The following is a 21,088-nucleotide window of genomic DNA, read 5'->3' as shown; positions in this document are numbered from 1 at the left end:
AAGGGGAAACAAGTTGCTTGACGTCAACTTCTTCGACGAGCTTCGCATCGGTCTGGCGACCGCCGACGACATCCGCCAGTGGTCGCACGGCGAGGTGAAGAAGCCGGAGACGATCAACTACCGGACCCTCAAGCCGGAGAAGGACGGGCTCTTCTGCGAGAAGATCTTCGGTCCGACTCGGGACTGGGAGTGCTACTGCGGTAAGTACAAGCGCGTCCGGTTCAAGGGCATCATCTGTGAGCGCTGCGGCGTCGAGGTGACCCGTGCCAAGGTGCGTCGTGAGCGGATGGGCCACATCGAGCTGGCCGCACCCGTCACGCACATCTGGTACTTCAAGGGCGTCCCGTCACGCCTGGGCTACCTGCTCGACCTGGCCCCGAAGGATCTCGAAAAGATCATTTACTTCGCGGCCTACATGATCACCAGCGTCGACACCGATCGGCGCGACCGTGATCTGCCCACGCTCGAGGCGCACATCTCGGTGGAGCGCCAGCAGATCGAGCAGGCCCGCGACGCGCAGGTCGAGGCCCGCCAGCAGAAGCTGGAGGGCGACCTGGCCGAGCTGGAGGAGGCCGGCGCCAAGGCGGACCAGAAGCGCAAGGTCCGCGACGGCGCCGAGCGGGAGATGAAGCAGCTGCGCGACCGCGCGCAGCGCGAACTCGACCGTCTGGAAGAGGTCTGGAGCCGGTTCAAGAACCTCAAGGTCCAAGACCTCGAGGGCGACGAGCTGCTCTACCGCGAGATGCGCGACCGCTTCGGCAAGTACTTCGAGGGCGGCATGGGCGCCGCGGCCATCCAGGCCCGGCTCCAGAACTTCGACCTCGAGGCCGAGGCCGAGAAGCTCCGCGACATCATCCGCACGGGCAAGGGCCAGAAGAAGGCCCGCGCTCTCAAGCGGCTGAAGGTCGTCTCGGCGTTCCTCAACACGCGCAACAGCCCGCTGGGCATGGTGCTCGACTGCATCCCGGTGATCCCGCCGGACCTGCGTCCGATGGTGCAGCTGGACGGTGGCCGCTTCGCGACCTCCGACCTGAACGACCTGTACCGCCGCGTGATCAACCGGAACAACCGGCTCAAGCGCCTGCTCGACCTCGGCGCGCCCGAGATCATCGTCAACAACGAGAAGCGGATGCTTCAGGAGGCCGTCGACGCGCTGTTCGACAACGGCCGCCGCGGTCGTCCGGTCACCGGACCGGGCAACCGTCCCCTGAAGTCCCTCTCCGACATGCTCAAGGGCAAGCAGGGCCGGTTCCGCCAGAACCTGCTCGGCAAGCGCGTCGACTACTCCGGCCGTTCGGTCATCGTGGTCGGCCCGCAGCTCAAGCTGCACCAGTGCGGCCTGCCCAAGCAGATGGCGCTGGAGCTGTTCAAGCCGTTCGTCATGAAGCGGCTGGTCGACCTCAACCACGCGCAGAACATCAAGAGCGCCAAGCGCATGGTCGAGCGGGCCCGTCCCGTCGTGTGGGACGTGCTCGAAGAGGTCATCACCGAGCACCCGGTGCTGCTGAACCGCGCCCCGACCCTGCACCGCCTGGGCATCCAGGCGTTCGAGCCGCAGCTGGTCGAGGGCAAGGCCATCCAGATCCACCCGCTGGTCTGCACCGCGTTCAACGCCGACTTCGACGGCGACCAGATGGCGGTGCACCTGCCGCTGTCGGCCGAGGCGCAGGCCGAGGCGCGGATCCTGATGCTCTCGACCAACAACATCCTCAAGCCGTCGGACGGCAAGCCCGTCACCATGCCCACCCAGGACATGGTGATCGGCCTCTACTGGCTGACGACCGAGAAGGAAGGCGCCGAGGGCGAGGGACGCGCGTTCGGGTCGATCGCCGAGGCGATCATGGCCTACGACCGCGAGGAGCTGAACCTCCAGGCCAAGATCCAGCTCCGGCTCAAGGACGTCCCGCCGCCCCGCGGCTGGCAGGCGCCCGAGGGCTACGAGCCGGGCCAGCCCTACCGGCTGGAGACCACCCTGGGCCGCTCGCTGTTCAACGAGACGCTCCCGGCCGACTTCCCGTTCGTGAACGGCGAGGTGGGCAAGAAGCAGCTCTCGGCGATCGTCAACGAGCTGGCCGAGACCTACCCCAAGGTCGAGGTGGCCAACGCGCTGGACGCCCTCAAGAGCACCGGCTTCCACTGGGCGACCCGGTCCGGCGTCACCATCTCCATCGAGGACGTGGTGACCCCGCCGAACAAGGCCGAGATCCTCGGGTCCTACGAGCGCCGCGCCGACAAGGTGCAGCGCGAGTTCGACCGCGGTCTGATCACCGACGACGAGCGCCGTCAGGAGCTCATCGAGATCTGGAACCACGCCACGGCCGACGTGGCCAAGGACATGGAGGGGGCCTTCCCCGCCACCAACCCGATCTGGATGATGATCCAGTCGGGCGCGCGCGGTAACCCGCTCCAGCTCCGCCAGATCGCCGGTATGCGCGGCCTGGTCTCCAACCCCAAGGGCGAGACCATCCCGCGTCCGATCAAGTCGTCCTTCCGTGAGGGCCTGTCGGTCGTCGAGTACTTCATCTCGACGCACGGCGCCCGCAAGGGTCTGGCCGACACCGCGCTGCGCACCGCCGACTCGGGTTACCTGACCCGTCGTCTGGTGGACGTCGCCCAGGACGTGATCGTCCGCGAGGTCGACTGCGGCACCGACCGCACGATCCCGTTCCCGATCGCCGAGAAGCTGGCCGACGGCACGCTGGTCAAGCCGGCCACCACCGAGACCGGCCTGGTCGGCCGCACCATCGCCGAGGATGTCGTGGTCGACGGGACCGTCGTGTTCCCCGCCGACACCGACCTGTCGGACACGGTGGTCAGCCGCCTGGTCGAGGCGGGCGTCGAGTCCGTCCGGACCCGCAGCGCCCTGGTCTGCGAGGCCAAGATCGGTGTCTGCGCCGCCTGCTACGGCCGCTCGCTGGCCACCGGCAAGCGCGTGGACGTCGGCGAGGCAGTCGGCATCATCGCCGCGCAGTCCATCGGTGAGCCCGGCACCCAGCTGACCATGCGCACGTTCCACACCGGCGGTGTCGCCGGCGCGGACATCACGCACGGTCTGCCGCGTGTCCAGGAGCTGTTCGAGGCCCGCATCCCCAAGGGTGTGGCCCCGATCAGCGAGGTCGCCGGCCGGATCAAGATCGACGAGACGGAGAAGACCCGCAAGGTCGTCGTCGTCCCGGACGACGGTTCCGACGAGATCGCCTACCCGGTGCCCATGCGGTCCCGGCTCCTGGTCAAGGAGGGCGAGCACGTCGACGTCGGGCAGCAGCTCATCGTCGGTGCGCAGAACCCGCACGAGGTCCTGCGCATCCTCGGCCCGCGCGCCGTCCAGCTCCACCTGGTCCACGAGGTCCAGGAGGTGTACCGGTCGCAGGGTGTGTCGATCCACGACAAGCACATCGAGATCATCGTCCGCCAGATGCTCAAGCGGGTGAACATCCTCGAGTCGGGCGACACCGACCTGCTCCCGGGTGACCTGGTCGAGCGTCCGCTGTTCGAGTCGACCAACCGCAACGTGGTCGCCGACGGTGGCGTCCCGGCCGCGGGACGTCCGGTCCTGATGGGCATCACCAAGGCCTCGCTGGCCACCGAGTCCTGGCTCTCGGCCGCCTCCTTCCAGGAGACGACGAGGGTCCTGACCGAGGCCGCGATGCACGCCAAGAGCGACCCGCTGCTGGGCCTCAAGGAGAACGTCATCATCGGTAAGCTCATCCCGGCGGGTACCGGCATGCCGCAGTACCGCAACGTCCGGGTCGAGCCCACCGAAGAGGCCAAGGCCGCCGTCTACAGCGTCGGCTCGTACGACGACGGCGCCGAGTACGCCTTCGGCCAGGGCTCCGGCGAAGCCGTCCCGCTGGAGGAGTACGACTTCGGTCAGTACAACCGCTAAGAACAACGCCCCGAGGGCCGCCTCCCATCAGGGAGGCGGCCCTCGCGCCATTTCCCCAGGTAAAAACCCACTCGACCCCCCTTTGTCCGAGTTTTAGCGTCCCCCTGCCGGAAAGGGGCCCAGAACCGCATAACGTGCCATCAAGAGGGGGAATCCATGAACAAGCTCGTCCCAACGGCCGTCTTCGGCACCATGATCGTCCTAGGCGGCGCCGCCTCCGCCGCCCCCACCACGGCCGAACCGGCCCGCGACTGCCGCACCTACTCCAGCGTCAAGCTCTGCGGCACCCCCCACCCCACCACCGAACAACGCCACTGCATAACCCACCACGTCAACGCCGGAATGACCCCCCGCCGAGCCACAACCGAATGCACCACGTCCCCCTAACCCACCAGCACCCACACCCCTAGCCGCCACGAAGGCCCCGCTCCCACGCCTACAAGCCCTTCTCGCCGCCACGCGCCCCCAGTCAACGCATCGCCGCGGCGCCCCGGCAGCAACTCACACGAACCACCCGCCCAGCGCCCTGAGCGTCGCCGTCGCCTACGCACGACGATCCAGCAGGTGCTGGAGTCGGCTTGGAAAACCCCGGCTTGCGCGCGCTGATCACGCGTACCTCGACGGCGCCCATCACCGTCGTCGCGCTTTCGAGCCTCTGGGCGTCGCCGTCGCGTGCGGGCCGGGCTATTCGCCGAGTCGACGGCTGCCCCGCGGCCAGGAGGCCGCCTGTTCGGCGCTCGCGTCGCGGGGTCTGGTCGTTGGGCTCCGCGTTGGAAGACCGTCGGCTCGCGCGTGCTGCTCAAGGAACGTTCGGGTGGATTGGCGGGCGTGGGGCGGGTGGGGGTGGGTTTGGGGAACGTGGGGGGACGGTCGGGCGTCTCTCAGGGGTGGTGATTTGCGATAGGACCAGGGGTCGGGGCAGTCTGGGGGACGAAAGTCCTCTGGGTGGCTACTCCGCCACGTGGGGGAATGGGAACGGCAGTTGGAGGCCGCGTTATGCGCCGCGCGTCTCCGAGTGGACGGGCACGGGCCCGGGCGTACGACGCGCTCGGGAAGACGGCGCTGAAGGAGCCCGACGATGACCGAGAATGACGGCACGCAGGGACCGCAGAGGCCGTTGCCTGAGGATGAGGACGCGGGCGGCCGGTCCGAGAAGAAGGAGCCGCCGGCTCGACCGGTCGGCGAGCGGACCGTGGTCTTCGGCGCGCCCCAGCTGGGTGGCCAGCAGGCGCCCCAGCAGCCCGGTCCGCCGCAGGAGGAGCCTCCCACGCCGCCTCCGTCCGCGCCGCAGACGATCCTGGAGCCGATGCAGTTCGAGCAGCCCTCGGGGCCGCCGCAGCCGCAGTACGGCCCCCCGCAGGAGCAGCAGCCGCAATATGGCCAGCAGGCCCCCCAGGAGCAGCAGCCGCAATACGGGCAGCAGGCTCCGCAGGAGCAGCAGCCGCAGTATGGGCAGTCGCCTCCTGCGCAGGAGCAGCAGCCGGCGTATGGGCAGCAGGCCCCGCAGCAGCCTTATGGGGCTCCTGGGCAGGGTGGGTATGGGCCGCCGCAGTCGGCTGCGCCCACCAGCTTTGATCAGCCTGCTCAGCAGCAGTTCGGGCAGCAGCCGCCTCCTCCGCCCGGGTACGAGCAGCAGGGGACGCCTCCAGGCGGCTCTGACAGTGGCGGAGAGCGGACGCTGATCGTGCCGGGTCCCGGGAGTGGGGCGCCGGAGCCGGAGCAGCAGAGGCCCGTTGTGGACGACCAGGCGACGCTGCACTGGTCTCCCGGGACCGACATCCCGGTGGCGTCCGGGCCTGAGCGCCGTCCGGCCGAGCCCGTGAACGAGCCGTGGCAGACGCCGGCTCCTCCGGCCACGCCCGAGCCGTGGTCGTCCGAGGGACGGCCCGGTCAGGCCCAGCCCGGATTCGACCAGGACCGCACGCTGATGGTTCCTCCGCCGGACCCGAGTTCGGGGGCCGCCTCTTCGGGGGCGGAGCCGCCCGCGTATGGGGCGCCCGGGGGAGAGGCGTCGGAGGACCTGAAGTCCACCGCCGCGTTTGACCCGCAGACCTCCCGGCCCGACCAGACGCGTATGGACCTTGGACAGCAGCAGTGGGGTGGGCAGCAGGGGCCGCCGCCACAGCAGCAGCAGCAAGGTGACTTTGGTCAGCAGCAAGGGGCCCAGCAGTTCGGGCAACAACAGCCGCAGGGTTACGGCCAGCAGCAGGGCGGGGCCCAGCAGTTCGGGCAGGAGGGGCAGCAGGGTTACGGCCAGCAGCCTCAGCAGGGTGCTCAGCAATTTGGGCAGCAGCCTCAGCAGCAGAGTGCTCAGCAGCAGGGGGCCCAGCAGTTCGGGCAGCAACCACAGCAGCAGTACGGGCAGCAGCCCCAGCAGCAGCAGCCCCAGCAGTTCGGTCAGCAGCAGCAGGGAGGTGCCTACCCGCCTTCGTCCTACGGGAACGAAGGAGAGGGCAAGGGCAAGAAGAACCTGCTGCTCGGGATCGTCGGCGGCGTGGTGGTCGTGCTGATCATCGCGGTCGCGGTGGCGTTCCTGATGTAAAAGGTCGGTCACGTCTCCTCGACGGAGACGTGGCCGTGGTCGGAACTCCTACGGGTGTTCTCGTCCCTGGTGGGGCGGGGACGCCCGTTGGGTTCCGGGTGTTCGAGCGGTTCCGGACGGCATGGATCGCTCGGTTTCGGGCACGGCCTGTGTCGCGCCGGATGGTTGCGGCGAGGGGGTCCGGCACGGTAGTGCGGCGTTCGCTTTGCACTTTCGTGCGGGGGTAGGTAATCTTTCTCTTCGTGCCCGCTGTGCGGGCCAATCTGCGTGCGCGACGGCGAGACCCCCGAAGGGGGCGGGCCAGGCGCCGCAACCACTCCCCGGCTTGATTCGGCCCACATTTTCTGGGTCGGGCGGTCCGTGTCGGCCTCTGGAGAGGGCGCGACACGCCCGACCGCGGGGGTCGGAGAGGGTCGGGAAACCGGCAGGTCACAGCCTCACATGGGGTGGTGATGACGGGCTCCGCGCGAGCGGAGTTCAGGCAGAACAAAGACTTACCGGCTTGGTACGAGTGAAGACGGAGACGCGGTGCCCACGATCCAGCAGCTGGTCCGAAAGGGCCGCCAGGACAAGGTGACCAAGAACAAGACGCCTGCGCTGAACCGCAGCCCCCAGCGCCGGGGTGTCTGCACGCGCGTCTACACGACGACGCCCAAGAAGCCGAACTCCGCGCTTCGCAAGGTCGCCCGAGTCCGGCTGACCAGCGGCATCGAGGTCACGGCCTACATCCCCGGCGTCGGGCACAACCTGCAGGAGCACTCGATCGTGCTCGTGCGCGGCGGTCGTGTTAAGGACCTCCCCGGCGTTCGGTACAAGATCATTCGCGGTTCCCTCGACACCCAGGGTGTGCGCAACCGCAAGCAGGCGCGAAGCAAGTACGGCGCGAAGAAGGAGAAGAGCTAATGCCGCGCAAGGGATCGCCTGGCAAGCGCCCGTTGATCGCTGACCCGGTGTACAACTCGCCGCTGGTCACCGCGCTCATCAACAAGGTGCTCCTGGACGGCAAGCGGTCGATCGCCCAGGGCATCGTCTACGAGGCCCTCGAAGGCGCTCGCGAGAAGACCGGCAACGACCCGGTCGTCACGCTGAAGCGCGCGCTCGACAACGTCAAGCCGACCATCGAGGTCAAGAGCCGCCGGGTCGGTGGCGCGACCTACCAGGTTCCGGTGGAGGTGCGTCCCGCGCGGAGCACCACCCTCGCCCTGCGCTGGCTGGTGCTCTACTCCCGGCAGCGCCGGGAGAAGACCATGACCGAGCGGCTGATGAACGAGCTGCTCGACGCGAGCAACGGCCTCGGCGCGTCTGTGAAGAAGCGCGAGGACACGCACAAGATGGCGGACTCCAACAAGGCTTTCGCCCACTACCGCTGGTGACAGCGGCGGCACCTGACTCACTACGAGACGACGCGAGGACACAGTGGCTACCAAGACCGGTGTAGACCTGGCCAAGGTCCGCAACATCGGGATCATGGCCCATATTGACGCGGGCAAGACGACGACTACGGAGCGCATCCTCTACTACACGGGGATGAGCTACAAGATCGGCGAGGTCCACGACGGCGCCGCCACCATGGACTGGATGGAGCAGGAGCAGGAGCGGGGCATCACCATCACCTCCGCGGCCACCACCTGCACCTGGCCCGTCGAGGACGTCAAGCACACCATCAACATCATCGACACCCCGGGGCACGTCGACTTCACCATTGAGGTGGAGCGGTCGCTGCGGGTGCTCGACGGCGCGGTCGCGGTGTTCGACGGCGTCGCCGGTGTGGAGCCCCAGTCCGAGACCGTGTGGCGTCAGGCCGACCGGTACAACGTGCCTCGCATCTGCTTCGTGAACAAGCTCGACCGGGTCGGTGCGGAGTTCCACCGCTGTGTCGACATGATCGAGAACCGTCTGCAGGCCACGCCGCTGGTCATGCAGATCCCGATCGGCGCCGAAGCGGACTTCAAGGGCGTCGTCGACCTGGTGACGATGAAGGCTCTGGTCTGGAACGAAGAGGCCAAGCTCGGCGAGATGTACGACACGGTCGACATCCCCGACTCGCACGCCGAGGCCGCCCGCGAGTACCACGACAAGCTGATCGAGACGCTGGCCGAGGCCGACGACGAGATCATGGAGCTGTACCTGGAGGGCAACGAGCCCACCGTGGAGCAGATCTACCCGGCGATCCGTCGCGCCACCCTCGCGGGCAACCTGACCCCGGTGCTCACCGGCACCGCATTCAAGAACAAGGGCGTGCAGCCGCTGCTGGACGCGATCGTCCGCTACCTTCCCTCCCCCGCTGACGTCGAGGCCATCGAGGGCCACGCCATCCGCAACGAGGAAGAGACGATCATCCGTAAGCCGAGCGAGGACGAGCCGTTCTCCGCGCTGGCCTTCAAGATCGCGAGCGACCCGCACCTGGGCAAGCTCACCTTCATCCGCGTCTACTCGGGCGTGCTCGAGACCGGTACCTCCGTGATGAACTCCGTCAAGGAGCGCAAGGAGCGGATCGGCAAGATCTACCGGATGCACGCCAACAAGCGCGAGGAGATCGACCGCGTCGGCGCCGGCGACATCGTCGCGGTGATGGGCCTCAAGCAGACCACCACCGGCGAGACGCTGAGCGACGAGAAGAACCCGGTCGTCCTGGAGTCGATGAACTTCCCGGCTCCGGTCATCCACGTCGCGATCGAGCCCAAGACCAAGGCCGACCAGCAGAAGCTGGGCACCGCGATCCAGCGGCTGGCCGAAGAGGACCCGTCCTTCACGGTCCGGACCGACGAGGACACCGGCCAGACCGTCATCGCCGGCATGGGCGAGCTCCACCTGGAGATCCTCGTCGACCGGATGAAGCGCGAGTTCAAGGTCGACGCCAACGTCGGCAAGCCGCAGGTGGCGTACCGCGAGACGATCACCAAGAAGGTCGAGAAGGTCGAGTACACCCACAAGAAGCAGACGGGTGGCTCGGGTCAGTTCGGCCGGGTGATCATCGACCTGGAGCCGCTGGGCGAGGGCAACGACGGCTACGAGTTCGTCAACAAGGTCACCGGTGGCCGTATCCCGCGGGAGTACATCCCGTCGGTGGACGCCGGGTGCCAGGAGGCCGCCGAGTTCGGCATCCAGGCGGGCTACCCGATGGTGGGCGTCAAGGTGACGCTGCAGGACGGTGCCTACCACGACGTCGACTCCTCGGAGATGGCGTTCAAGGTCGCCGGTTCCATGGCGTTCAAGGAGGCCGCCCGCAAGGCGTCCCCCACGCTGCTGGAGCCGATGATGGCGGTCGAGGTCACCACGCCCGAAGAGAACATGGGCGACGTGATCGGCGACCTCAACAGCCGCCGTGGCCAGGTCCAGTCCATGGACGAGCGTTCGGGCATGCGGGTCGTCAAGGCCCTCGTCCCGCTGTCGGAGATGTTCGGCTACGTGGGTGATCTGCGAAGCAAGACCCAGGGCCGGGCTGTTTTCACCATGCAGTTCGACTCCTACGCCGAGGTTCCGGGGAACGTCGCGCAGGAGATCATCGCCAAGGCTCGGGGCGAGTAGTACCCGGCCTGCCACCAGATCACCAAGCCAGAGCACACATCGAAGCGGTCGCCTAGACGGCCGAGGATCGCAACAAGGAGCTACCAGTGGGCAAGGCCAAGTTCGAGCGGACCAAGCCGCACGTGAACATCGGCACCATTGGGCACATCGACCACGGTAAGACCACCCTTACCGCGGCGATCACCAAGGTGCTGCACGACGCGCACCCGGACATCAACCCCTTCACGCCTTTCGAGGACATCGACAAGGCGCCGGAGGAGCGCGAGCGCGGTATCACGATCTCCATCGCGCACGTTGAGTACCAGACCGAGTCGCGTCACTACGCTCACGTCGACTGCCCGGGGCACGCCGACTACATCAAGAACATGATCACCGGTGCCGCCCAGATGGACGGCGCGATCCTGGTCGTGGCCGCCACCGACGGCCCGATGCCGCAGACCAAGGAGCACGTGCTCCTGGCCCGCCAGGTCGGCGTCCCCTACATCGTCGTCGCGCTGAACAAGTGCGACATGGTGGACGACGAGGAGATCCTGGAGCTCGTCGAGCTCGAGGTCCGTGAGCTCCTGTCCGAGTACGAGTTCCCGGGCGACGACCTTCCGGTCGTGCGCGTCTCGGCCTTCCAGGCGCTGCAGGGCGACGCCAAGTGGGGCGAGTCGATCCTGGAGCTCATGAAGGCCGTGGACGAGAACGTCCCCGAGCCCGTTCGTGACACCGAGAAGCCGTTCCTGATGCCGATCGAGGACGTCTTCTCGATCACCGGTCGCGGCACCGTCGTGACCGGCCGCATCGAGCGCGGCGTGGTCAACGTCAACGAGACCGTCGACATCATCGGCATCAAGACCGACTCGACCTCGACCACGGTCACCGGCGTCGAGATGTTCCGCAAGCTGCTCGACCAGGGCCAGGCCGGCGACAACGTGGGCCTGCTGCTGCGCGGCATCAAGCGCGAGGACGTCGAGCGCGGCCAGTGTGTCATCAAGCCGGGCACCAACACCCCGCACACCGAGTTCGAGGCTCAGGTCTACATCCTGTCCAAGGACGAGGGCGGCCGCCACACGCCGTTCTTCAACAACTACCGTCCGCAGTTCTACTTCCGGACCACCGACGTGACCGGTGTCGTGTTCCTCCCTGAGGGCACCGAGATGGTCATGCCGGGCGACAACACCGAGATGCGCGTCGAGCTGATCCAGCCCGTCGCCATGGAGGAGGGCCTGAAGTTCGCCATCCGTGAGGGTGGCCGGACGGTCGGCGCCGGTCGCGTCACCAAGGTCATCAAGTAGCACCCTCGTCGAGGCGGCGGCCCGCCCCATCACAAGGCGGGCCGCCGCATCACGACCCCAGCAATTCCCAGCGGCACTACCAGTAAAGGACACCGAGGCCACCATGGCGGGACAGAAGATCCGCATCCGGCTCAAGGCCTACGACCACGAGGTCATCGACACCTCCGCGAAGAAGATCGTTGAGACGGTGACGCGGACGGGCGCCAAGGTCGCGGGCCCGGTGCCGCTGCCGACCGAGAAGAACGTGTACTGCGTCATCCGCTCGCCGCACAAGTACAAGGACAGCCGCGAGCACTTCGAGATGCGCACGCACAAGCGGTTGATCGACATCATCGACCCGACGCCCAAGACGGTCGACTCGCTGATGCGGCTCGACCTGCCGGCCGGCGTTGACATCGAGATCAAGCTCTAAGGGACGCACCGAGAATGAGTAAGCAGAGGAAGGGCGTCCTGGGCGAGAAGCTCGGCATGACCCAGGTCTTCGACGATGAGGGCCGGATCGTTCCGGTGACCGTCGTCCAGGCCGGGCCGTGTGTCGTGACCCAGCTCCGGAGCCAGGAGACCGACGGCTACACCGCCGTCCAGCTCGGCTTCGGGCAGATCGACCCGCGCAAGGTGAACAAGCCGCGCACGGGTCACTTCGAGAAGGCCGGCGTGACACCGCGCCGCTATCTCGTCGAACTGCGGGCCGACGACACCACCGAGTTCGAACTCGGCCAGGAGATCACCGCCAGCGTCTTCGAGGCCGGCCAGAAGATCGACGTGACCGGCACCAGCAAGGGCAAGGGCACCGCGGGTGTCATGAAGCGCCACGGGTTCAAGGGCCTCGGCGCCTCTCACGGCACCCAGCGCAAGCACCGTTCGCCGGGTTCGATCGGCGGCTGCGCGACCCCCGGTCGCGTGTTCAAGGGCCTGCGCATGGCCGGTCGCCACGGAAACGCGCGGACCACCGTTCAGAACCTGACCGTCCACGCCGTCGACGCCGAGAAGAACCTGCTGCTCATCAAGGGCGCGGTTCCCGGTCCGAACGGCGGGGTCGTGCTGGTCCGCGACGCTGTGAAGGGAGCGGGCAAGTGACTTCGAGGCTCGACATCGACCTTCCCGCCGAGATCTTCGACGCGAAGACGAGCGTGCCGCTGATCCACCAGGTCGTGGTGGCGCAGCAGGCCGCGGCTCGCCAGGGCTCGCACTCCACCAAGACCCGCGGCGAAGTCCGCGGCGGTGGCAAGAAGCCCTACCGGCAGAAGGGCACCGGCCGCGCCCGTCAGGGCTCGACCCGCGCGCCCCAGTTCGCCGGTGGTGGCATCGTGCACGGCCCGCAGCCGCGGGACTACACGCAGAAGACGCCCAAGAAGATGAAGGCGGCCGCCCTGCGCGGCGCCCTGTCGGACCGCGCGCGGTTCGGCCGGGTGCACGTGGTCGACCACCTCATCGAGGGTGACGTTCCCAAGACCAAGACGGCTCTGTCCGCGCTGCGAGGCGTGACCGAGGCCAAGCGCGTGCTCGTGGTGCTCGACACCGAGGACGCCCTGACCTGGAAGAGCCTGTCCAACGAGCCGAGCGTGCACCTCATCGTGTCCGACCAGCTCAACACCTATGACGTCCTGGTGAACGACGAGGTCGTCTTCACGCAGAAGGCGTACGACGAGTTCGTCGCCCGCGCGGCGAAGAAGAAGTAAGGGGGAGGACTCGTGACCAAGATCGCCGACCCCCGCGACATCATCATCGCGCCGGTCGTCTCGGAGAAGAGCTACGGGCTCCTGGACGAGAACAAGTACACGTTCGTCGTCCGGACCGATGCCAACAAGACGCAGATCAAGCAGGCCGTCGAGGCCGTGTTCGGCGTCAAGGTGACGAGCGTCAACACGCTCAACCGCCAGGGCAAGCGCAAGCGCACGAGGTTCGGCTACGGCAAGCGCAAGGACAGCAAGCGCGCCATCGTGAGCCTGGCCGAGGGCGAGCGGATCGACATCTTCGGGGGCCAGGCCTGAGGGCCTGGATCCGGAAGTAGATATAAGGGATGAACGAATAAGATGGGCATCCGAAAGTACAAGCCGACGACCCCGGGTCGTCGCGGCTCCAGCGTGGCCGACTTCGTCGAGGTCACGCGCCGCGAGCCCGAGAAGTCGCTGCTGCGTCCGCTCCCCAAGAAGGGCGGCCGCAACAACCACGGCCGCATCACCACGCGCCATCAGGGCGGTGGCCACAAGCGCGCCTACCGGGTGATCGACTTCCGTCGCCACGACAAGGACGGCGTCCCGGCCAAGGTCGCGCACATCGAGTACGACCCCAACCGCACGGCGCGCATCGCGCTGCTGCACTACGTGGACGGCGAGAAGCGCTACATCCTCGCGCCCCAGGGGCTCAAGCAGGGCGACAAGGTCGAGAACGGGCCGGGCTCGGACATCAAGCCGGGCAACTGCCTGCCGCTGCGCAACATCCCCACGGGTACGGTCATCCACGCCATCGAGCTCAAGCCCGGTGGCGGCGCCAAGATCGCCCGCAGCGCGGGCGTCGGCGTCCAGCTCCTGGCCAAGGAGGGCAAGTACGCCACGCTGCGTATGCCCTCCGGCGAGATGCGCATGGTGGACGTCCGCTGCCGCGCCACGGTCGGCGAGGTCGGCAACGCCGAGCAGTCGAACATCAACTGGGGCAAGGCCGGCCGCATGCGGTGGAAGGGCAAGCGCCCGACCGTCCGCGGTGTCGCCATGAACCCGATCGACCACCCGCACGGTGGTGGTGAGGGCAAGACCTCCGGCGGACGGCACCCCGTCAACCCCAATGGGAAGAAGGAAGGCCGCACTCGCCAGGCGAACAAGTCCAGCGACCGGCTGATCGTCCGTCGTCGCAGCAAGAAGAAGCGGTAGGAGTCGCTCGTCATGCCACGTAGCCTTAAGAAGGGCCCCTTCGTGGACGACCACCTGATGAAGAAGGTGGACGGCCAGAACGAGAAGGGCACCAAGAACGTCATCAAGACGTGGTCCCGGCGCTCCATGATCGTGCCGGAGATGATCGGTCACACGATCGCCGTGCACGACGGCCGCAAGCACGTGCCGGTGTTCATCACCGACGCGATGGTGGGACACAAGCTCGGCGAGTTCTCGCCGACGCGGACGTTCCGCAGCCACGTCAAGGAAGACCGCCGCAGCCGCCGCGGCTGAGCAGGCATGTGCGCTCGCCCCTTTGAAGGAGCGGGCGAGGATCGCAAGGAGAGAGGGAACAGCGATGGAAGCCAGGGCCCAGGCGCGGTTCATCCGTGTCACGCCCAGGAAGGCCCGCCGCGTGGTGGACCTCATCCGCGGCCTGCCTGCCGCGGAGGCTCAGGCGGTGCTGCGGTTCGCCCCCCAGGCTGCGAGTGAGCCTGTGGGCAAGGTGCTGGCGAGTGCCATCGCCAACGCCGAGCACAACTTCAAGCTCGACTCCGACACGCTCGTCGTGAGCCGTGCGTGGGTGGACGAGGGGCCGACGCTCAAGCGTTTCCGGCCTCGCGCCCAGGGCCGGGCTTACCGCATCAACAAGCGCACGAGCCACATCACCGTGGTGGTCGCGCCGCAGGAAGAGGTCGCAGCGGCCTCCGGCGGTAAGAAGACGAGGAGGGCCCGGTAGTGGGTCAGAAGATCAACCCGCACGGGTTCCGGCTCGGCATCACCACCGATCACAAGAGCGTGTGGTTCGCCGACAAGCTCTACAAGGACTACGTCAAGGAAGACGTCCAGATCCGGCGCATGCTCCAGAAGGGCATGGACCGGGCGGGCATTTCCAAGGTGGAGATCGAGCGGACCCGTGACCGTGTAGAGGTCAACATTCACACCGCCCGGCCGGGCATCGTCATCGGCCGTCGCGGCGCGGAGGCCGAGCGTCTCCGGGGCGACCTGGAGAAGCTCACCGGCAAGCAGGTGCGGCTGAACATCCTCGAGGTCAAGAACCCCGAGATCGACGCCCAGCTCGTCGCGCAGGGCGTGGCCGAGCAGCTGTCGAGCCGGGTCGCCTTCCGCCGCGCGATGCGCAAGGCGATCCAGTCGGCGATGAAGTCCGGCGCCAAGGGCATCAAGGTCCAGTGCGGCGGCCGTCTCGGCGGCGCCGAGATGTCGCGGTCGGAGTTCTACCGCGAGGGCCAGGTCCCGCTGCACACGCTGCGCGCCGACATCGACTACGGGTTCTACGAGGCCCGGACGACCTTCGGCCGCATCGGCGTCAAGGTGTGGATCTACAAGGGCGAGGCCGCGGCGACGCGTGCCGAGCGCGAGGCCAAGGCCGCGCAGCAGCGCGCCCAGGGCGGCGGTGAGCGTCGCGGTGGCGGCGGTGGCCGTGGCGGCGAGCGTCGCGGTGGCGGCGGTCGTGGCGGCCGCGGTGGCCGTGGCGGCGAGCGGGCCGGCGGTGGCGGCGGCGAGCGCGCGCCCAAGCAGCAGAGTTCAGAGCAGCCGGCGCCGTCTGCCGAGGGTGCCGCGACTGGTGAGGGGAGCTGAAGTAACCCATGCTGATCCCTCGTAAGGTCAAGCACCGCAAGCAGCACCACCCGAAACGCCGGGGAATGGCCAAGGGCGGCACCAAGGTTACGTTTGGTGAGTACGGCATCCAGGCCGTCGAGGGCGCGTACGTGACCAACCGGCAGATCGAGGCCGCGCGTATCGCGATGACCCGTCACATCAAGCGTGGCGGCAAGGTCTGGATCAACATCTTCCCGGACCGCCCGCTGACCAAGAAGCCCGCCGAGACCCGCATGGGTTCCGGTAAGGGTTCGGTCGAGTGGTGGATCGCGAACGTGAAGCCGGGCCGCGTGATGTTCGAGATCTCGTACCCCAACGAGCAGGTCGCTCGCGAGGCGCTCACCCGAGCGATTCACAAGTTGCCCATGAAGTGCAAGATCGTTAAGCGAGAGGTGGGTGAGTCCTGATGGCCAAGGGTCTTACCGCCGACGATCTGCGGACCGAGCCCGAGGACGTGCTGGTCACCAAGCTGAAGGAGGCGAAGGAGGAGCTGTTCAACCTCCGCTTCCAGGCCGCGACCGGCCAGCTTGAGAGCCACGGGCGGCTCCGGACCGTGAAGCGCGAGATCGCCCGCATCTACACCGTGATGCGGGAGCGCGAGCTCGGCATCGTCACGGTCGCCGAGGACACAGAGATTGCGTCCGAGGAGGGCGAGAACGATGACTGAGCAGACCGAGACCGAGCAGCGGCCCACCCGCAAGATCCTTGAGGGTCTGGTGGTCAGCGACAAGATGGACAAGACCGTGGTCGTGTCCGTCGAAGACCGCGTGAAGCACGCCAAGTACCACAAGGTGATCCGCCGCACGACCAAGTACAAGGCGCACGACGAGGCCAACGAGTGTGGCGTCGGCGACCGCGTCCGTCTCATGGAGACCCGCCCGCTGTCGGCCACCAAGCGCTGGCGCGTCGTGGAGATCCTCGAGAAGGCCAAGTAAGGCCGCGGGGCCGCACGGCCCCGCACCTAGACATGTCTGGTTCCACCAGGCTCTCCGGGCACGGCCCGGAGGAGAACCGGTGTGACGAACAGGAGTTGACGTGATCCAGCAGGAGTCGCGACTCAAGGTCGCCGACAACACGGGTGCGAAGGAGATCCTTTGCATCCGGGTTCTCGGCGGCTCGGGTCGGCGCTACGCGGGAGTCGGCGACGTCATTGTCGCGACGGTGAAGGACGCCCTTCCCGGCGCGGGCGTGAAGAAGGGTGACGTCGTCAAGGCCGTCATCGTGCGCACACGCAAGGAGCGCCGGCGTCCTGACGGCTCCTACATCCGTTTCGACGAGAACGCGGCCGTTCTGATCAAGGACGGCGGCGACCCCCGCGGCACCCGAATCTTCGGCCCCGTGGGCCGAGAGCTGCGCGAGAAGAAGTTCATGCGGATCATCTCGCTCGCGCCGGAGGTGCTGTGATGAAGGTTAAGAAGGGTGACGAGGTCATCGTCATCGCCGGCAAGGACAAGGGCGCGACGGGCAAGATCCTGCGCGTCGACCCCCGCGCCGAGCGCGTTGTCGTCGAGGGCGTCAACCTGATCACCAAGAACATCAAGGCCGACCAGCAGCGTGCCGGCAAGGAGAGCGGTCGTGTGACGGTCGAGGCGCCGCTGCACGTCAGCAACGTCGCGCTCGTCGAGGACGGCAAGCCGGTCCGGGTCGGGTACCGCATCAACGAGGACGGCACGAAGGTTCGGATCTCGCGCCGTAGCGGTAAGGAGATCTGATCCGAATGACCGAGACCGTTACCGAGCGGCCCACGCCGCAGCCGAGGCTCAAGCTCCGCTACCGCGAGGAGATCGCGGCGGCGATGCGTGAGCAGTTCCAGTACGAGAACGTGATGCAGATCCCCGGGCTGACCAAGATCGTGGTCAACATGGGGGTCGGCGACGCGGCCAAGGACTCCAAGCTGATCGAGGGCGCGATCCGCGACCTGTCGGCGATCACCGGCCAGAAGCCCGCGGTCAACCGGGCCCGCAAGTCCATCGCGCAGTTCAAGCTGCGCGAGGGCATGCCGATCGGCGCGCACGTGACGCTGCGCGGCGACCGCATGTGGGAGTTCCTCGACCGCCTGCTGGCCACCGCCCTGCCGCGCATCCGCGACTTCCGGGGCCTGTCGCCCAAGCAGTTCGACGGGAATGGCAACTACACCTTCGGGCTGACCGAGCAGGTCATGTTCCACGAGGTCGACCCGGACAAGATCGACCGTTCGCGGGGCATGGACATCACGGTCGTCACGACCGCCAAGACCGACGACGAGGGCCGGGCGCTCCTGAAGCTCCTGGGCTTCCCCTTCAAGGAAGCCTGAGCTTCCACTGCTAAGGAGAGACTGAGCAATGGCGAAGAAGTCGCTGATCGCCAAGGCGGCGCGGAAGCCCAAGTTCGGCGTGCGCGCGTACACTCGTTGCTCGCGCTGCGGGCGTCCGCGTTCGGTCTACCGGAAGTTCGGCCTGTGCCGTGTGTGCTTCCGGGAGATGGCCCACCGCGGCGAGCTGCCCGGCATCACTAAGTCGAGCTGGTAGTCACGCGGGGGGCCAGCCCCCCGCGCGGCTTGTAATAACCAACCGGGCACCTGACGAAGGTGCCCATGACCGCGCCAAAGGTCCCGCGCGTCCGACGAGGAGCGCAGGGAAACCGTGGCGAGGGAGGGCCAGTAGGCCATGACGATGACCGACCCGATCGCAGACATGCTGACGCGTCTGCGCAACGCGAATTCGGCGTACCACGACCAGGTGGCGATGCCGTACTCGAAGATCAAGGCGCACATCGCCGAGATCCTCCAGCAGGAGGGCTACATCTCGGGCTGGACCGTGGAGGACGCCGAGGTCGGCAAGAAGCTCAACATCGAGCTCAAGTTCGGACCGACCCGTGAGCGTTCGATCGCCGGCATCAAGCGGGTGTCGAAGCCTGGTCTGCGGGTGTACGCGAAGAAGGACAACCTGCCCAAGGTCCTGGGCGGCCTCGGCGTCGCGATCATCTCGACGTCGTCCGGCCTCATGACCGACCGGCAGGCCGGCAAGCGCGGCGTGGGCGGCGAAGTCCTCGCCTACGTCTGGTAGGGGAGGGCTCTCAACATGTCTCGCATTGGACGTCTCCCCATCCAGGTGCCCGGTGGCGTCGAGGTCAAGCTCGACGGCCAGGAGGTCACCGTCAAGGGGCCCAAGGGCACGCTGTCGCTCACGGTCTCCGAGCCGATCGAGGTCGAGCTGGCCGACGGTGTGGTCACCGTCGGACGGCCCAACGACGTCAACACGGTCCGGGCCCTGCACGGCCTGACCCGCTCGCTGATCAACAACATGGTCGTCGGTGTGACCGAGGGCTACAAGAAGACCCTGGTCATCCAGGGCGTCGGCTACCGGGTGGTGGCCAAGGGCAAGAACCTGGAGTTCTCGCTCGGCTACAGCCACCCGATCACGGTCGAGCCGCCGGAGGGCATCACCTTCACGGTGGAGAAGGCGACCCAGCTGGTCGTCGAGGGCATCGACAAGCAGAAGGTCGGCGAGGTCGCCGCCAACATCCGCAAGCTGCGCAAGCCCGACCCGTACAAGGGCAAGGGCGTGCGCTACGAGGGTGAGCAGATCAGGCGCAAGGTCGGAAAGGCTGGTAAGTAGTCATGGCAGGCACCAAGACCCTGGCCGGAAAGGCCACGTCGGCGCGGGCCAAGTCCCGTAAGCGCCGGCACCTGCGGGTCCGGAAGAAGGTCGTGGGCACCGCCGCGCGGCCTCGCCTGGTCGTGACCCGCTCTACCAAGCACGTGTTCGTCCAGGTCATCGACGACACCAAGGGCCACACGCTGGCCTACGCGTCGACGATGGAGGCGGACCTGCGCGTCGACTCCGGCGACAAGACGGCCAAGTCCCGCAAGGCCGGCGAGCTCGTCGCCGAGCGGGCCAGGCAGGCCGGCGTGAGCGCCGTGGTCTTCGACCGCGGCGGCAACAAGTACCACGGGCGTGTCGCCGCGGTCGCGGACGGCGCGCGCGAGGGGGGCCTGGAGCTGTGATGGCCCTTACCGTTCTGAACGAGAAGAGGAACCACTGATGGCAGCGCAAAGGCGTGGTGGCGGTCAGGGTGGCGACCGTCGCGACGGCCGTCGCGATGACCGCCGCGGTGGCGCCGACAAGGGCCAGTCGTACATCGAGAAGGTCGTGGCGATCAACCGTGTCGCCAAGGTCGTCAAGGGTGGACGTCGCTTCAGCTTCACCGCACTGGTGATCGTCGGTGACGGCAACGGCACCGTCGGCGTCGGCTACGGCAAGGCCAAGGAGGTGCCCGCGGCGATCGCCAAGGGCGTCGAAGAGGCCAAGAAGCACTTCTTCAAGGTGCCGCGGATCCAGGGCACCATTCCGCACCTGGTGCAGGCGCGCGACGCCGCGGGCGAGGTCCTGCTGCGTCCGGCCAGCCCGGGTACCGGTGTGATCGCGGGTGGCCCCGTGCGCGCCGTGCTGGAGTGCGCCGGGATCCACGACGTGCTGAGCAAGTCGCTGGGCAGCGACAACGCGATCAACATCGTGCACGCCACGATCGCGGGTCTGAAGGCCCTGAAGCGGCCCGAGGAGATCGCGGCCAAGCGCGGCCTGCCGATCGAGGACGTCGCTCCGGCGGCCATGCTGCGCGCGCGTGCCGCGGGCAGCGAGCCGAGGGCGGAGGCCACGTCCTGATGAGCAAGCTGAAGATCACCCAGCGCAAGTCCGTGATCAGCGAGAAGCAGAACCAGCGTGACACGCTGCGTACCCTGGGCCTCAAGAAGATCGGTCAGAGCACCGTTCGCGAGGACACCCCTCAGGTTCGCGGCATGATCCGGACGGTGAACCACCTGGTTTCCGTCGAGGAGGTCGACTGACGATGGCGGACGACGCCACTGAGGGCACCCCCCTCAAGATTCACGACCTGCGTCCCGCCCCCGGCGCCAACAAGGCCAAGACCCGCAAGGGTCGTGGCGAGGCGTCCAAGGGCAAGACGTCCGGTCGCGGCACCAAGGGCACCAAGGCCCGCGGCACGGTTCCCGTCGGGTTCGAGGGCGGCCAGATGCCGCTCATCCGCCGGGTTCCCAAGCTGAAGGGCTTCAAGAACCCCAACCGGGTCGAGTTCCAGGTCGTCAACCTGGACAAGCTGGCCGCGCTTTACCCCGAGGGTGGCGAGGTCACGGCCGAGGACCTGGCGGCCCGGGGCGCGGTGCGCCGCGGCCGTCCGGTCAAGGTGCTCGGCACCGGCGAGATCTCCGTGGCCGTGCAGGTGAAGGTCAACGCCTTCTCCGGCGCCGCCAAGGAGAAGATCGTCGCTGCCGGCGGCACCGCCGACGAGGTGTAAGAGACACCATGACACCGGGGCCGCGCCGTCCGAGGGCCGCCGACCGTAAGGTCGGGGCGTTCGGAGGGGCGGC

Annotated in this window: 28 protein-coding genes; all 28 read left to right on the top strand. The window is 67.6% G+C overall.

All coding sequences use genetic code 11. The annotated features are described in order from the left end of the window. Positions 1-13: 13 nt before the first annotated feature. The 28 genes from ACQPY4_RS37560 (at position 14) to rplO (ending at position 21,015) form a co-directional block, all read left to right on the top strand. On the top strand, positions 14-3,886 hold the full coding sequence (locus tag ACQPY4_RS37560) for a DNA-directed RNA polymerase subunit beta' (RefSeq protein ID WP_433329394.1): 3,873 nt from the start codon (positions 14-16) through the stop codon (positions 3,884-3,886). Between the two features lie 156 nt (positions 3,887-4,042). Beyond that, positions 4,043-4,273 carry a hypothetical protein gene (locus ACQPY4_RS37555; protein WP_433329392.1) on the top strand — a complete coding sequence of 77 codons (231 nt, stop codon included), beginning with the start codon at positions 4,043-4,045 and terminating at the stop codon, positions 4,271-4,273. Between the two features lie 730 nt (positions 4,274-5,003). Next, positions 5,004-6,428 carry a hypothetical protein gene (locus tag ACQPY4_RS37550; protein ID WP_433329390.1) on the top strand — a complete coding sequence of 475 codons (1,425 nt, stop codon included), beginning with the start codon at positions 5,004-5,006 and terminating at the stop codon, positions 6,426-6,428. A gap of 528 nt (positions 6,429-6,956) precedes the next feature. Beyond that, entirely contained in the window at positions 6,957-7,331 is a 375-nt protein-coding gene (gene rpsL, locus ACQPY4_RS37545; protein WP_433329388.1) for a 30S ribosomal protein S12, read from the top strand. Beyond that, entirely contained in the window at positions 7,331-7,801 is a 471-nt protein-coding gene (rpsG, locus tag ACQPY4_RS37540; protein ID WP_433329386.1) for a 30S ribosomal protein S7, read from the top strand. The genes rpsL and rpsG overlap by 1 nt, the downstream gene beginning before the upstream one ends. Before the next feature lie 94 nt (positions 7,802-7,895). Beyond that, the gene (gene fusA / locus ACQPY4_RS37535; RefSeq protein ID WP_433339182.1) at positions 7,896-9,956 is read left to right on the top strand and encodes an elongation factor G; all 2,061 of its coding nucleotides are present in this window, start codon (positions 7,896-7,898) and stop codon (positions 9,954-9,956) included. 86 nt (positions 9,957-10,042) lie between these two features. Continuing rightward, a complete protein-coding gene (gene tuf, locus ACQPY4_RS37530; protein ID WP_433329384.1) occupies positions 10,043-11,236 on the top strand; it encodes an elongation factor Tu in 1,194 nt (397 codons plus the stop codon). 103 nt (positions 11,237-11,339) lie between these two features. Next, positions 11,340-11,648 carry a 30S ribosomal protein S10 gene (gene rpsJ, locus ACQPY4_RS37525; protein WP_018657599.1) on the top strand — a complete coding sequence of 103 codons (309 nt, stop codon included), beginning with the start codon at positions 11,340-11,342 and terminating at the stop codon, positions 11,646-11,648. 14 nt (positions 11,649-11,662) lie between these two features. After that, positions 11,663-12,313, top strand: a complete 651-nt coding sequence (rplC, locus tag ACQPY4_RS37520) for a 50S ribosomal protein L3 (RefSeq protein ID WP_433329381.1) — start codon at positions 11,663-11,665, stop codon at positions 12,311-12,313. Beyond that, entirely contained in the window at positions 12,310-12,915 is a 606-nt protein-coding gene (gene rplD / locus ACQPY4_RS37515; RefSeq protein WP_433329379.1) for a 50S ribosomal protein L4, read from the top strand. Before rplC ends, rplD begins: the two co-directional genes overlap by 4 nt. 12 nt (positions 12,916-12,927) lie before the next feature. Further along, positions 12,928-13,227: a 50S ribosomal protein L23 gene (rplW, locus tag ACQPY4_RS37510; RefSeq protein WP_433329377.1), complete on the top strand. Its 300-nt coding sequence runs from the start codon at positions 12,928-12,930 to the stop codon at positions 13,225-13,227. 42 nt (positions 13,228-13,269) lie between these two features. Further along, entirely contained in the window at positions 13,270-14,103 is an 834-nt protein-coding gene (rplB, locus tag ACQPY4_RS37505) for a 50S ribosomal protein L2 (protein ID WP_433329375.1), read from the top strand. Positions 14,104-14,115: 12 nt separating this feature from the next. Next, the gene (gene rpsS, locus ACQPY4_RS37500) at positions 14,116-14,397 is read left to right on the top strand and encodes a 30S ribosomal protein S19 (RefSeq protein WP_433329373.1); all 282 of its coding nucleotides are present in this window, start codon (positions 14,116-14,118) and stop codon (positions 14,395-14,397) included. Positions 14,398-14,461: 64 nt separating this feature from the next. After that, entirely contained in the window at positions 14,462-14,842 is a 381-nt protein-coding gene (gene rplV, locus ACQPY4_RS37495; RefSeq protein WP_433329371.1) for a 50S ribosomal protein L22, read from the top strand. Continuing rightward, complete coding sequence (rpsC, locus tag ACQPY4_RS37490; RefSeq protein WP_433329369.1) at positions 14,842-15,702, top strand: 30S ribosomal protein S3; 861 nt, start codon at positions 14,842-14,844, stop codon at positions 15,700-15,702. Before rplV ends, rpsC begins: the two co-directional genes overlap by 1 nt. A gap of 8 nt (positions 15,703-15,710) precedes the next feature. Continuing rightward, on the top strand, positions 15,711-16,130 hold the full coding sequence (rplP, locus tag ACQPY4_RS37485; protein ID WP_433329367.1) for a 50S ribosomal protein L16: 420 nt from the start codon (positions 15,711-15,713) through the stop codon (positions 16,128-16,130). Next, positions 16,130-16,390 carry a 50S ribosomal protein L29 gene (rpmC, locus tag ACQPY4_RS37480; RefSeq protein ID WP_433329365.1) on the top strand — a complete coding sequence of 87 codons (261 nt, stop codon included), beginning with the start codon at positions 16,130-16,132 and terminating at the stop codon, positions 16,388-16,390. The genes rplP and rpmC overlap by 1 nt, the downstream gene beginning before the upstream one ends. Beyond that, positions 16,383-16,658, top strand: a complete 276-nt coding sequence (rpsQ, locus tag ACQPY4_RS37475; protein ID WP_433329363.1) for a 30S ribosomal protein S17 — start codon at positions 16,383-16,385, stop codon at positions 16,656-16,658. The genes rpmC and rpsQ overlap by 8 nt, the downstream gene beginning before the upstream one ends. A gap of 100 nt (positions 16,659-16,758) precedes the next feature. After that, positions 16,759-17,127, top strand: coding sequence for a 50S ribosomal protein L14 (gene rplN, locus ACQPY4_RS37470; RefSeq protein ID WP_433329361.1), 369 nt, complete (start codon positions 16,759-16,761; stop codon positions 17,125-17,127). After that, positions 17,127-17,435: a 50S ribosomal protein L24 gene (rplX, locus tag ACQPY4_RS37465; protein WP_433329359.1), complete on the top strand. Its 309-nt coding sequence runs from the start codon at positions 17,127-17,129 to the stop codon at positions 17,433-17,435. The genes rplN and rplX overlap by 1 nt, the downstream gene beginning before the upstream one ends. Before the next feature lie 5 nt (positions 17,436-17,440). After that, entirely contained in the window at positions 17,441-18,016 is a 576-nt protein-coding gene (gene rplE / locus ACQPY4_RS37460) for a 50S ribosomal protein L5 (protein ID WP_433329357.1), read from the top strand. Between the two features lie 28 nt (positions 18,017-18,044). After that, positions 18,045-18,230: a type Z 30S ribosomal protein S14 gene (locus ACQPY4_RS37455; RefSeq protein WP_018657585.1), complete on the top strand. Its 186-nt coding sequence runs from the start codon at positions 18,045-18,047 to the stop codon at positions 18,228-18,230. Between the two features lie 138 nt (positions 18,231-18,368). Continuing rightward, entirely contained in the window at positions 18,369-18,767 is a 399-nt protein-coding gene (rpsH, locus tag ACQPY4_RS37450) for a 30S ribosomal protein S8 (protein WP_156219882.1), read from the top strand. Positions 18,768-18,782: 15 nt separating this feature from the next. Continuing rightward, a complete protein-coding gene (gene rplF, locus ACQPY4_RS37445; RefSeq protein WP_433329354.1) occupies positions 18,783-19,319 on the top strand; it encodes a 50S ribosomal protein L6 in 537 nt (178 codons plus the stop codon). Positions 19,320-19,321: 2 nt separating this feature from the next. Continuing rightward, positions 19,322-19,708 (top strand): 50S ribosomal protein L18, encoded by a 387-nt coding sequence (gene rplR, locus ACQPY4_RS37440; protein WP_433329352.1) that lies wholly within the window; start codon positions 19,322-19,324, stop codon positions 19,706-19,708. A 37-nt stretch (positions 19,709-19,745) separates the two neighbouring features. Then, positions 19,746-20,366, top strand: coding sequence for a 30S ribosomal protein S5 (gene rpsE, locus ACQPY4_RS37435; protein ID WP_433329350.1), 621 nt, complete (start codon positions 19,746-19,748; stop codon positions 20,364-20,366). Continuing rightward, entirely contained in the window at positions 20,366-20,548 is a 183-nt protein-coding gene (rpmD, locus tag ACQPY4_RS37430) for a 50S ribosomal protein L30 (protein ID WP_433329348.1), read from the top strand. Before rpsE ends, rpmD begins: the two co-directional genes overlap by 1 nt. Positions 20,549-20,550: 2 nt before the next feature. Next, positions 20,551-21,015 (top strand): 50S ribosomal protein L15, encoded by a 465-nt coding sequence (gene rplO, locus ACQPY4_RS37425; protein ID WP_433329346.1) that lies wholly within the window; start codon positions 20,551-20,553, stop codon positions 21,013-21,015. Positions 21,016-21,088 lie beyond the last annotated feature (73 nt).

The organism is Spirillospora sp. CA-294931 (assembly GCF_050946795.1).
Taxonomy (GTDB): domain Bacteria; phylum Actinomycetota; class Actinomycetes; order Streptosporangiales; family Streptosporangiaceae; genus Spirillospora.
The sequence above is the reverse complement of the archived record's forward strand: the minus strand, read 5'-3'. Positions and strand labels throughout refer to the sequence as shown.

Excerpts from the sequence above, each read along its gene's own strand:
- rplR (WP_433329352.1), top strand. The coding sequence starts at position 19,322 with ATGGCAGGCACCAAGACCCTGGCCGGAAAGGCCACGTCGGCGCGGGCC.
- rpsE (WP_433329350.1), top strand. The coding sequence starts at position 19,746 with ATGGCAGCGCAAAGGCGTGGTGGCGGTCAGGGTGGCGACCGTCGCGAC.
- rpsQ (WP_433329363.1), top strand. The coding sequence starts at position 16,383 with ATGACTGAGCAGACCGAGACCGAGCAGCGGCCCACCCGCAAGATCCTT.
- rpsH (WP_156219882.1), top strand. The coding sequence starts at position 18,369 with ATGACGATGACCGACCCGATCGCAGACATGCTGACGCGTCTGCGCAAC.
- rplF (WP_433329354.1), top strand. The coding sequence starts at position 18,783 with ATGTCTCGCATTGGACGTCTCCCCATCCAGGTGCCCGGTGGCGTCGAG.
- rplE (WP_433329357.1), top strand. The coding sequence starts at position 17,441 with ATGACCGAGACCGTTACCGAGCGGCCCACGCCGCAGCCGAGGCTCAAG.
- fusA (WP_433339182.1), top strand. The coding sequence starts at position 7,896 with ATGGCCCATATTGACGCGGGCAAGACGACGACTACGGAGCGCATCCTC.
- rpsS (WP_433329373.1), top strand. The coding sequence starts at position 14,116 with ATGCCACGTAGCCTTAAGAAGGGCCCCTTCGTGGACGACCACCTGATG.
- rpsJ (WP_018657599.1), top strand. The coding sequence starts at position 11,340 with ATGGCGGGACAGAAGATCCGCATCCGGCTCAAGGCCTACGACCACGAG.
- ACQPY4_RS37455 (WP_018657585.1), top strand. The coding sequence starts at position 18,045 with ATGGCGAAGAAGTCGCTGATCGCCAAGGCGGCGCGGAAGCCCAAGTTC.
- rpmD (WP_433329348.1), top strand. The coding sequence starts at position 20,366 with ATGAGCAAGCTGAAGATCACCCAGCGCAAGTCCGTGATCAGCGAGAAG.
- rplP (WP_433329367.1), top strand. The coding sequence starts at position 15,711 with ATGCTGATCCCTCGTAAGGTCAAGCACCGCAAGCAGCACCACCCGAAA.
- rplB (WP_433329375.1), top strand. The coding sequence starts at position 13,270 with ATGGGCATCCGAAAGTACAAGCCGACGACCCCGGGTCGTCGCGGCTCC.
- rplX (WP_433329359.1), top strand. The coding sequence starts at position 17,127 with ATGAAGGTTAAGAAGGGTGACGAGGTCATCGTCATCGCCGGCAAGGAC.
- rpmC (WP_433329365.1), top strand. The coding sequence starts at position 16,130 with ATGGCCAAGGGTCTTACCGCCGACGATCTGCGGACCGAGCCCGAGGAC.
- rplC (WP_433329381.1), top strand. The coding sequence starts at position 11,663 with ATGAGTAAGCAGAGGAAGGGCGTCCTGGGCGAGAAGCTCGGCATGACC.
- rplO (WP_433329346.1), top strand. The coding sequence starts at position 20,551 with ATGGCGGACGACGCCACTGAGGGCACCCCCCTCAAGATTCACGACCTG.
- rplV (WP_433329371.1), top strand. The coding sequence starts at position 14,462 with ATGGAAGCCAGGGCCCAGGCGCGGTTCATCCGTGTCACGCCCAGGAAG.
- rpsG (WP_433329386.1), top strand. The coding sequence starts at position 7,331 with ATGCCGCGCAAGGGATCGCCTGGCAAGCGCCCGTTGATCGCTGACCCG.
- ACQPY4_RS37555 (WP_433329392.1), top strand. The coding sequence starts at position 4,043 with ATGAACAAGCTCGTCCCAACGGCCGTCTTCGGCACCATGATCGTCCTA.